The 10,531-nt window shown below is 46.4% G+C and carries 5 protein-coding genes; 2 read left to right on the top strand and 3 right to left on the bottom strand.

The window, feature by feature from the left end; genetic code table 11:
• Window positions 1-269 precede the first annotated feature (269 nt).
• Together IQ257_RS11230 and IQ257_RS11235 are read left to right on the top strand one after the other, a co-directional pair.
• Complete coding sequence (locus IQ257_RS11230) at window positions 270-1,790, top strand: MFS transporter (RefSeq protein WP_193874437.1); 1,521 nt, start codon at window positions 270-272, stop codon at window positions 1,788-1,790.
• A 389-nt stretch (window positions 1,791-2,179) separates the two neighbouring features.
• Entirely contained in the window at window positions 2,180-4,408 is a 2,229-nt protein-coding gene (locus IQ257_RS11235) for a molybdopterin oxidoreductase family protein (RefSeq protein ID WP_193874474.1), read from the top strand.
• Window positions 4,409-5,154: 746 nt separating this feature from the next.
• Here IQ257_RS11235 and IQ257_RS11240 read toward each other — a convergent pair.
• From IQ257_RS11240 to ppk2, 3 genes are all read right to left on the bottom strand, one after another.
• Complete coding sequence (locus tag IQ257_RS11240; RefSeq protein ID WP_193933042.1) at window positions 5,155-8,667, bottom strand: HEAT repeat domain-containing protein; 3,513 nt, start codon at window positions 8,665-8,667, stop codon at window positions 5,155-5,157.
• Between the two features lie 230 nt (window positions 8,668-8,897).
• Entirely contained in the window at window positions 8,898-9,101 is a 204-nt protein-coding gene (locus tag IQ257_RS11245) for a hypothetical protein (protein ID WP_193882443.1), read from the bottom strand.
• 194 nt (window positions 9,102-9,295) lie between these two features.
• Window positions 9,296-10,165 (bottom strand): polyphosphate kinase 2, encoded by an 870-nt coding sequence (ppk2, locus tag IQ257_RS11250; protein ID WP_193882441.1) that lies wholly within the window; start codon window positions 10,163-10,165, stop codon window positions 9,296-9,298.
• Between the last annotated feature and the right edge of the window lie 366 nt (window positions 10,166-10,531).

Consider the following 10,531-nt stretch of genomic DNA (forward strand, 5'->3'; position numbering starts at 1 on the left):
CACGAGTATGCACGCAGAATCCGTAACTCAAATCAACTCAGCAGTTTTGGAATTATCTTTAAGACAATTTGTTGAATCTTGTGATATATCTGTTGTGCTGTATCTGTAACTAAAAAATCAACTCATTGACCTATTGTCAGTTGAGGGAGTATTCCAGCTTAAATGAATGCAATTAACGAAGTGAGTTGATTGGGTGAGCCAATTCACTAAGATTTCTAGTACGTTAGCTCCAGTTTTCAGTATTGTTCAGTTAGGAAAGAGGATTGCAAATGCTTAGAGAATTATGGTCATTTCACGGTAGATACCGTATCTTACACATGACCTGGTTTGCCTTCTTTTTATCGTTTGTGGTTTGGTTTAACTTTGCTCCCCTAGCCACAGCGATACAAGAAGACCTGGGTCTAGATCCAGCACAAATTAGGACGCTCGCTATCTGTAACGTTGCCCTAACGGTGCCGGCTCGTATCATCATCGGTATGCTCTTAGACCGCTTCGGTCCGAGGCTGACGTACTCGCTGTTGCTGATGTATGCAGCAATTCCCTGTATCACCTTTTCCCTAGCTCAAAACTTCAGCCAGTTAGTCATCAGCCGTTTGGCTCTCAGCATTGTGGGTGCAGGTTTCGTAATTGGTATCCGCATGGTTGCAGAATGGTTCCCCCCCAGAGAGATTGGTGTTGCAGAAGGCATCTATGGTGGTTGGGGTAATTTTGGTTCGGCGGCAGCGGCATTCACTTTACCAACGATTGCGGCAGTAATAGCGTTTGGTGCGGGTGGTACGTTAAATTGGCGGTTAACTATCGCTCTGACGGGTATCATCGCCGCTATCTATGGAGCCATCTACTACAACAGTGTCCAAGACACTCCCTCTGGCAAGGTTTATCAGAAACCCAAGCGCCACGGTGGTTTGGAAGTCACCACCAAGCGGGACTTTTGGTTCCTAATGCTGATGAATATACCTCTAGTGGGAGTTCTAGCTCTGCTGGCATGGCGCTTGAGCAACGTTGGTTTCTTCGACCAAACTGGACTGATTATTACCTGGTTGGCACTTTTAGGTTTGTACCTGTTTCAAGCTTACAAGTGCTGGGATGTAAACAAAGACTTGATGACTGGCAAAAAGCGCTACCCTGCTGAAGACCGCTACAACTTCTCTCAGGTTGCTATATTAGAACTAACTTACGTGGTTAACTTCGGTTCTGAGCTAGCCGTCGTTTCCATGCTCCCGGCATTCTTTGAAAATACCTTCGGACTTAGCAAACAGTTGGCTGGGATGATTGCTGCGAGTTACGCTTTCATGAACCTAGTCGCTCGTCCAGGTGGTGGCTTAATCTCTGACACCCTAGGTAGCCGTAAGTGGACAATGACTGTTCTAACCGGTTGTATGGGGATTGGCTATCTGATAATGAGTACTGTCAAAGGCAGTTGGTGGCTCCCTCTTGCCGTTATCCTAACCATGTGTTGCTCATTCTTTGTTCAAGCTGGAGAAGGGTCTACCTTTGCAATGGTGCCTCTGATTAAACGTCGGGTGACAGGTCAAGTCGCTGGTAACGTTGGCGCTTACGGAAATGTGGGAGCTGTGGCTTACCTTACCCTGTTCAGCTTGTTGCCTGAAGGTGATGTCGGCAACCAAACCTTCTTCCAAACCTTGGGTATCACAGCACTCATTGTTAGTTTCCTTTGCTGGTTCTTGCTCAGAGAACCCAGAGGCTCCTTTGCCGAACACCATGAGGGTGAGGACACAGAACCGCCAATGTCTGCCATACCTGTACTAGCCGACGATCGAGCAGACTAAGGTTAAAGTTGAAAAATTGATTAGGGAATGGGTATTGAGTGTAGAGCATTCGATATCCATTTTTTATTACCTACTTTAGTTTTCATTATCTTTTGAGCGGCATGAAATGTAAAAATGACATGGCGGTAATGTCTTCACTTCATAGTGACAATGAATTTGTTACTAAATATACAAATATTATTTGCTAATATAACTAATTTGATTTTGTAGAAGTCTCTATATAAAAACTTTTATCCATCAATCAAGTAAAATAACTTAGAGATAAAAAATAATTTAGTTTTTTTATTTACCTTGAAAAATTAGAGAACATTGCAATGACTCTTTAGAGAAATGAAATATAGAGAACCCAAAGATAAGCAATAGTGTTAGGAATTCAAGGTGCGATCGCTATGACTAATTCAATAAAAACACTCTGTCCATATTGCGGTGTTGGCTGTGGTTTAGAAGTATCGCCACCGGCACAAGCGGGTAAAGCAACGAATCGAGATAGTGAAGGAACACCGATTTGGAAAGTCCGGGGCGATCGCTCTCATCCCTCCAGTCAGGGTATGATATGTGTCAAAGGTGCGACGGTGAGTGAGTCTCTGGAGAAAAGCCGCCTGAAGCATCCCCTGATGCGGGATTCCTTAGATGAGCCGTTTCGTCAGGTGAGTTGGGATGAAGCCCTTGATCACATTGTTAACCGCATTCAGACGGTTCGCTTTACTCAAGGACCGGAAGCCCTTTGTATGTACGGTTCGGGTCAGTTTCAAACCGAAGATTATTATATTGCTCAGAAATTAATGAAAGGGTGTCTTGGCACCAATAACTTTGATGCCAACTCCCGCCTCTGTATGTCTTCTGCCGTAGCGGGTTACATTCAAAGTTTTGGTTCTGATGGTCCTCCCTGCTGCTATGAGGATTTGGAGCAAACCGACTGTGCCTTCTTAATTGGCACCAATACGGCAGAATGTCACCCCATTATTTTCAACCGCTTGCACAAGCATTGCAAAAAAAACCGTAAGGTGAAAATGATTGTGGTTGACCCTCGCAAGACTCCCACTGCTGAGGCGGCTGATTTGCATTTAGCGATTCAACCGGGGACAGATATTGATTTACTTAACGGTATTGCTCATCTATTGATGCGCTGGGGTAAGATTGACAGCCTATTCATCGAAGATTGCACTAGAGACTTTCCCCTGTACACTGAGGTGATTTGCCATTACTCACCGGAACTGGTAGCCCAAAAATGCGGTATTAGCCTCGACGACTTGGAACAAGCGGCTCGTTATTGGGCAGAATCGGAGCGGGTGCTGTCGCTGTGGTCGATGGGGATGAATCAGTCTTCAGAAGGGACGGCGAAAGTTCGGACTCTGATTAACTTGCACTTGATGACCGGCAATATCGGCAAACCGGGTGCAGGTCCATTCTCCCTCACCGGTCAACCTAATGCCATGGGGGGACGGGAAGCGGGTGGACTCTCCCACATTCTCCCCGGTTATCGGTTAGTGAAGAATCCCCAACATCGAGCGGAAGTCGAGCAGTTGTGGGGATTAAAACCGGGACAAATTTCACCCCATCCCGGTCTGACCGCTTGGGATATGATTACAGGTCTAGAAACTGGTGATGTTGGTTTTTTGTGGGTTGCGGCTACAAATCCAGCCGTGAGTATGCCAGATATCGAGCGTACTAAAGCCGCTCTGAAAAAGTCACCCTTTACGGTGTATCAGGATGCCTACTATCCTACCGAAACGGCTGCCTATGCTCATGTTGTGCTGCCAGCAGCGCAGTGGAGTGAAAAAACGGGAACGATGACCAACTCTGAGCGAGTGGTAACGCTGTGTCCGGAATTCCGCTACCGAGTCGGGGAAGCTAGAGCCGACTGGGAAATCTTTGCAGAGGTGGGGCGTCGTTTGGGCTTTACTGAGCAGTTTAACTTTGCCGACTCCGCCGCCGTTCACGCGGAATTTGTGCAGTTGACCCGTGGGCGAGTTTGCGACATGACTGGACTGAGTTATGAGCGGTTACAACAAGAAGGACCGATTCAGTGGCCCTATCGTGAAGAGAGCGGGGAAGCAGGAGAGCAGGAGAGCAGAGGAGCAGAAGGCAATTCCAAACGACTTTATACCGATTTACGATTCCCAACACCGGATGGACGAGCTAGATTTGCAGCCTATCACTCACGGGGATTAGCAGAACCGCCCGATCCAGATTATCCTTTTATCTTGACAACGGGGCGTCTTTATGGTCACTGGCACACCCAAACTCGCACCGGTCGAATTCCCAAGATTCAGCAAATGCACCCGCAGCCATTTATTGAAATTCATCCCCGTGATGCTCAAAAATTGGGATTTGAAGAGGGGAGTTGGGTAGAAGTGCGATCGCGTCGGGGTATGAGTCGCTTCCCTGCTAAAGTAACGAAAGCGATCGCTCCGGGTACGGTGTTTGTACCGATGCATTGGGGAGCGCTGTGGGCGGATAATGCCGAAGCGAATGCGTTGACTCACCCAGAATCCTGTCCCGATTCTCTGCAACCGGAGTTAAAAGCTTGTGCGGTGCAGTTGAGTTTGGTTAGTGTTCAAGCAGATGTTTCTGAGGCGCAAGGGCAAACGCAAACGACACCAGCGGGGGCTTTTTGACTTAGAAACCTCACCCCCAACCCCTCTCCCAGAGGGAGAAGGGAGCATCCTGAAGTTGTCAATTCACACTTTTCACCCCCCTTATTAAGGGGAGAGCTAGGGTGGGAGACTGCTCTTTATGCAAAAACGGGATGCTCCCCTCCATACTCTTGTTCCCTCTCCCTTGGGGAGAGGGCTAGGGTGAGGGCGTTTTGAGCATCTGCTCATATCAATTGGCTTTTCCAATGGCACATCTGGAACCCCCCCAGCCCCCCGATGTTTTGGGGGGAGCAAGAGAGAATATGTACCAAATTCAAACCCATTTGGTATCACACGTTGTGTCAGTCAATCAGCTATCAGCTATTAAACTAAGGGTAACGACTTAATTGCAAGTTGCATTCAACTGAGATCTTGCACCAGTCTCACTAACAGCCAGTGGTTTAAACCACTGTCTCATAGCTAAAGTCGTCTAAAGACGACTGGACAAAAGTTGTAGCTATTAGCCCAGAGTTAAAACTCCGGGCGGGTTGTCGGGTTGACTGACAAGGGTGCAAAATGTGAGATTCAAAGAAGTCACTTTCTCTCCCCCGCTCCCAGCTCCCCCGCTCCCTACTCCCTGCCTTCATTCAGGGTGTACCTCACAAGACTAGGAAACGCTATAGATAAGCTGGAACAATTGCGATCGCACTGAGTAGTTATAGCAATTCACACCGGGAAAAGCGATCGCTCCCAGCAATTGGTTAACGTCATCCGCAATTTACCCGACATTACGACCATTTCGCCAATTTCTTCTGAGCAAACTCCCGCACCTTCTCATCTGGATCATTTTCTGCTCTGTCTTGCAAGAGGGGTAGAGTCTGGGGATAAGCGGGATATTGCTTGATGATGATCTCAAGTGCAGTTTGCCGAGGGTTGATTTGCCAGTTTTTCTCACGTTCAAAAGGGTGATTGACAGCAATATTGCACAACAACTCAAATATCCCAGGTTCATCCTGCCAGCCACGGGCTAATTCTTCCACCGCCGGAGTTCGCACATACCAATTATTATCAGAAGTAGCGAGTTGTTTGAGGAGGGGTAAGGTATCCGGTTCATCTTTCCAGCCACGGGCTAATTCTCGCACCGCCGCACCTTGCACATTCAGAATATCATCAGAAGTAGCGAGTTGTTTGAGGAAAGGTAAGGTATCCGGTTCATCTTTCCAACCACGGGCTAATTCTTGCACTGCCGTACTTCGCACATCGGAATTATCATCAGAAGTGGCGAGTTGTTTGAGGATGGGTAAGGTATCCGGTTCATCTTTCCAACCACGGGCTAATTCTTCCGCCGCCACACACCGCAAGTATTCATTATCATTAGAAGTGGCGAGTTGTTTAAGCCAAGGCAAGGTATCCGGTTCATCTTTCCAGCCACGGGCTAATTCTCGCACCGCCGCACTTAGCACAAGCCAATCCTCATCAGAAGTAGCGAGTTGTTTAAGCCAAGGCAAGGTATCCGGTTCATCTTTCCAACTACGAGCTAATTCTCCCACTGCCTCACGTCGCACATGATAATGATCATCAGAAGTGGCGCGTTGTTTGAGGAGGAGTAAGGTATCCGGTTCATCTTTCCAGCCACGGGCTAATTCTTCCACCGCCGTACTTCGCACATACCCATCATCATCAGAAGTAGCGCATTGTTTGAGGAGGGGTAAGGTATCCGGTTCATCTTTCCAACCACGGGCTAATTCCCGCACCGCCCCACTTCGCACAAGCCAATACTCATCAGAAGTAGCGCATTGTTTGAGGAGGGGTAAGGTATCCGGTTCATCTTTCCAACCACGGGCTAATTCCCGCACCGCCGCACATCGCACATCATCATCATCAGAAGTAGCGAGTTGTTTGAGCCAGGGTAAGGTATCCGGTTCATTTTTCCAGCCATAAGCTAATCCTTCCACTGCCGCACGTCGCACATCCTCATCATCATCAGAAGTAGTGAGTTGTTTGAGCCAGGGTAAGGTATCCGGTTCATCTTGCCAAGTTGCTGCCACGGCTGCAACAGCTTGTCTGCGAATATGACGAACTATGCTTGCCTCTTTTCCATAGGATTCATAATAGTAATCTAGGTCATAGTTCGTTAAACCTTTTAGCTGCTTAAGGAGTCGAGTCGCCGTTTCCCTCAGTACCGAGCGATTTCTCACATCTGAAAGACATTTCGCCGCCAGAAATAGATTGATAAACTCCATAAACTCCTCCGCTTCCCCCTCCAGCGTCATCAGATAATCAATAACCTCCCCTGCCCATTTCGTCTCAATCATTCCCACAATCAGCCGCAGCACTTCATGCCAAGACTCATCCTGCCAATGCTGCCCAAACACTTCGGTTTTCAACTCATCCAGTGAAAGACTTCGTTCCTTCTCAAACTGCCAAACAAACTCCCAAGCACAGAAGTATTCCAAAAACGTCCGATGCACAAAGGCATAGTAATCGGCTCCCATGTAGCATAAGATAAAGTTGCGAGTCCGCAGTTGCTCAATCATGACTTTCGCCATGCCTCTCGCATTACTATCAACGATGCTTCTCAGATACCCCGTCAAACTCTCTTCTAAATCATCGGCACTAATCAAGTTACCCGCCAACCCCTTCTCTGCCCCTTGCATCCTGTAAGCAACCTGACGCAACATCGCCTGCTTATCCTTATAATCAATCGTTTTCGGATCAAGGCGTTCATCTTCTATCAAAGCCCGTTCTACATCCCACTGATGCAGCAAGACTCGTGAAGCTTGGTGATAAAGTTCAGGTCGATCTCGTGGTAATTCTTGATTACGGTTTAAAATCGCCATCATCGTCAGCAACAAGGGATTTCCCGCTAATTCACCAATTGCCTTTGACGTATCAATTGCCCGTTGCAGTCGTTCCCGCTTGCGAACTTTATCCCCTTCGTTGTTAAACGTTAACTCATGCCATCGATGGATAAAGTCTTTAATTTGTTCCGGTTCTAAATCTTGCAGCATGAAATGATGAAACTGGGCATCTCGCAACCGTTGCGGCTTATACCCAATCACGCGAGATGTCACAATCACCTGTACATTGGGATACTCATTCGTGAAGCGATGAATACAGGTAATCATATCCTCTCGTTTCCCCGGCTCAAATACCTCATCCAACCCATCAAACATCACCAAAGCGTTACCCGCCTTTAGCTGTTCGTGCAATTGCTGCTGATTCAGGTGACAGATTGAACCGGGACTTTGATGGAAAAACTCTAAAAAGGTATTACAACGTTTTGCTTCAAAATTCCGCAGATAGGTGCGTAACTCAATCAACAACGGAATAGACTGAAACTTCGCCGCTTCCACCGATAACGTTGCCCAATCTAAGGCTAAATATTGCAACAAGGTAGACTTCCCCGACCCTGGATCACCTAAAATAACCACATACCGATAATTATCCTTATCCTTAACAATCTCCCCAACTGGGCGACTAGGCTGTTCAAAATAAACCTGTTTATATCGCTCCAACTCCTCAGCCACAATTTCCGCTTCTAGTTGATGACTCTCTCTGAGTCGTCTCTGATGTTCTTTCGGAATTTCGTGAACCTGGTGTAAAACCTCATGAACCTGTCGCACATTCTGGGGGATAAACATTCGCCATAACGTCAGTTCGTTATAGGCGTAACCACTGGTATCCAAACTTTGCAGATTCAGATTGCCATATCGCTCTTGAATGGCTTCTTGATATTGCTCTAAGTCAAACTCTGGAATAATTCCGGCTAATTCTGCTGTGTTCTCAGCAATCGTCTCCAGCCTTTGCGAATCCAGGATAGCCCGTAACTCCTCGGATTCCCGAATAATCGCTTTCACTTTTTTGAGATACCGCTTAGTGACTGGGTTCCAGTCAAATTCCTCCGGTAACGACAACAAGTTAAGCTCATTCCAAGTTTTTGCTAATATCGCCGTATCCAGAACCTGACAATCCTCGTTAAAGGCACTACCCAGTATGGCTTTAACTGCTTTATTGTGAATAAATTGTTTTAACGGTTTAGTGTACTCCTTGATTTCTTTGTCTGAAAGGTTAGCCTCTTCTAACTCATCTTGCACCAGTTTCAAAAATTCCGTCAGTGCTTTACCCGCGGCAATATCTACAGGTTCTTTACTCGGCAGTCGCAGCACATTTTTGAGGGAATCTTTCATTAAATCTTTCGCCCAATCTTTAGTGGCATCTTTTGCCAAATCTTCCAGAATGGGTTTAAACACTAATCCGACGGCGCTAGTTACTCCCCAAACCGCTAACCACTCCACCATAATTGCCGCATCTGCCTAATTTTATGCCTACAAGTATAGCCACTGAATTAGAGCGATCGCCAAGTCATCTTACCCTGTTGCCTAAACAACAGCCTTTGTTAACCTCCCTAGCCTCCCTTCCTACATTCAAACCGGGGAATAAAGAAAAATTTATCATCCTCTTATTCCCCCCTTAATAAGGGGGGTTAGGGGGGTAAACAAAAGCTGAATAAACTAACCGCTACTCAGCACTAAGCACGAGGATTCAGATATCGCCGTTGCAAATTCACGGTATCCGACAAATCATTAAGGCTGTAAATCACCTCAGTAATAGACTGCCTGAACCGTTCATCATTTGTCAGTTCTGAAAGTTCAGAAAGAAAAATCAGTTCAGCTTGCAGGCTTTCAGAAATCCGAGCGTAGTTCAATCGAATAACTTGGTGAATGGCTTCCATCTCTAACTAGAAGTAAACAACATAATTGATAGTATTAGATGTATTAATTTTTGTAAATATATTGGAATAAAAGTACCCAAAAAACCGAAAATGAATACTATTAACGAGTAATTTGAGGGATATAGCGGTTCTCACTTACATGAGGTACAGTCCCATTCCCTACTCCCAAGCTTGGGAGTGAGGGTTAGACTTCATTAATACACTTCTGGCACAAATGTCTGAGTAGACACAGGCGGACGGACATAATCTAATTCCCGTTGTCGAGGCGGCAATTTAATCGGTTCGGGCGTTAAATCTTGGTAAGGAATCAGGCTGAGTAAATGGGAAATACAATTCAGGCGGGCGCGTTTTTTATTATCCGCTTCCACCACATACCAGGGTGATTGCTTGATATCTGTAGCTGCAAACATTTCATCCTTAGCTTTGGAATACTCCACCCACTTAGCGCGAGATTCCAAATCCATCGGACTGAGTTTCCATCGCTTGGTTGGATCTTTAAGCCGCTTCTGAAAACGGCGTTCTTGCTCTTCAGCACTAACCGAAAACCAATACTTGATCAAAATAATTCCCGATCGCTGAATCATACATTCAAACTCAGGACACGATCGCAAAAACTCAAGATACTCTTGTTGGGTGCAAAACCCCATCACCTGTTCCACACCCGCTCGGTTATACCAACTGCGATCAAACAGAACCATCTCTCCTGCTGCTGGCAGATTCGCTACATAACGTTGAAAATACCATTGAGTTTTCTCACGCTCCGTCGGCATACCCAGGGCGACAACTCGGCACACTCGCGGATTCAAGGATTCAGTAATCCGCTTGATTGCCCCCCCTTTTCCCGCCGCATCCCGTCCTTCAAAGATAACGACAACTTTCAATTCCTTCTGTTTAACCCACCGCTGCAACTTTACTAACTCGACTTGAAGCCGACGCAATTCCCGTTCGTAAGTACTCTTCTTGAGTTTTTTGGGGCTGCTTTCGACTGCTTTTCTGTCTCCCTCATCCACCTCAAGCACAGTGCTTAGATCTAGATTTTTTCCATTTTTGCGTTTTTTTGACATATATTGACCTTCTCTGACTGATCCTTATTGGAAAGTTCAGGAGTTCAGACTACAGAAGTTCAGCAACGATTTACCCCTGAAGAGATGGAGTATATCTATCAGAAACTTTTGTCTACGTTCGCCAGTAAGGGACAAGGCTCCAAACCCCTCTTTATCAGCAAGTTGCACCTTTGCCAACATTGCCGAACTCCTACAACTCTTGACCCCAGGACATTCTTTTCGTGAAGATTTGATGAAGCGCTTTTAATTTAGCTAACAATTACAGCAATGCCTATAATAATAGTACATCGTTAGGAAAATTTTCGCAAGCAAGTTTTAGTTTTGTAGAGGCAGTGACGTTCCGGGTGGGGTGCTCGGGAGCGGGGG

It is taken from the genome of Coleofasciculus sp. LEGE 07092 (assembly GCF_015207375.1).
Classification (GTDB): Bacteria; Cyanobacteriota; Cyanobacteriia; order Cyanobacteriales; family Coleofasciculaceae; genus LEGE-07092.

What these genes read in the sequence shown, in the direction of transcription:
- IQ257_RS11235 (WP_193874474.1), top strand. Translation starts at nt 2,180, where the DNA reads ATGACTAATTCAATAAAAACACTCTGTCCATATTGCGGTGTTGGCTGT.
- IQ257_RS11245 (WP_193882443.1), bottom strand. Translation starts at nt 9,101, where the DNA reads ATGGAAGCCATTCACCAAGTTATTCGATTGAACTACGCTCGGATTTCT.
- IQ257_RS11240 (WP_193933042.1), bottom strand. Translation starts at nt 8,667, where the DNA reads ATGGTGGAGTGGTTAGCGGTTTGGGGAGTAACTAGCGCCGTCGGATTA.
- ppk2 (WP_193882441.1), bottom strand. Translation starts at nt 10,165, where the DNA reads ATGTCAAAAAAACGCAAAAATGGAAAAAATCTAGATCTAAGCACTGTG.
- IQ257_RS11230 (WP_193874437.1), top strand. Translation starts at nt 270, where the DNA reads ATGCTTAGAGAATTATGGTCATTTCACGGTAGATACCGTATCTTACAC.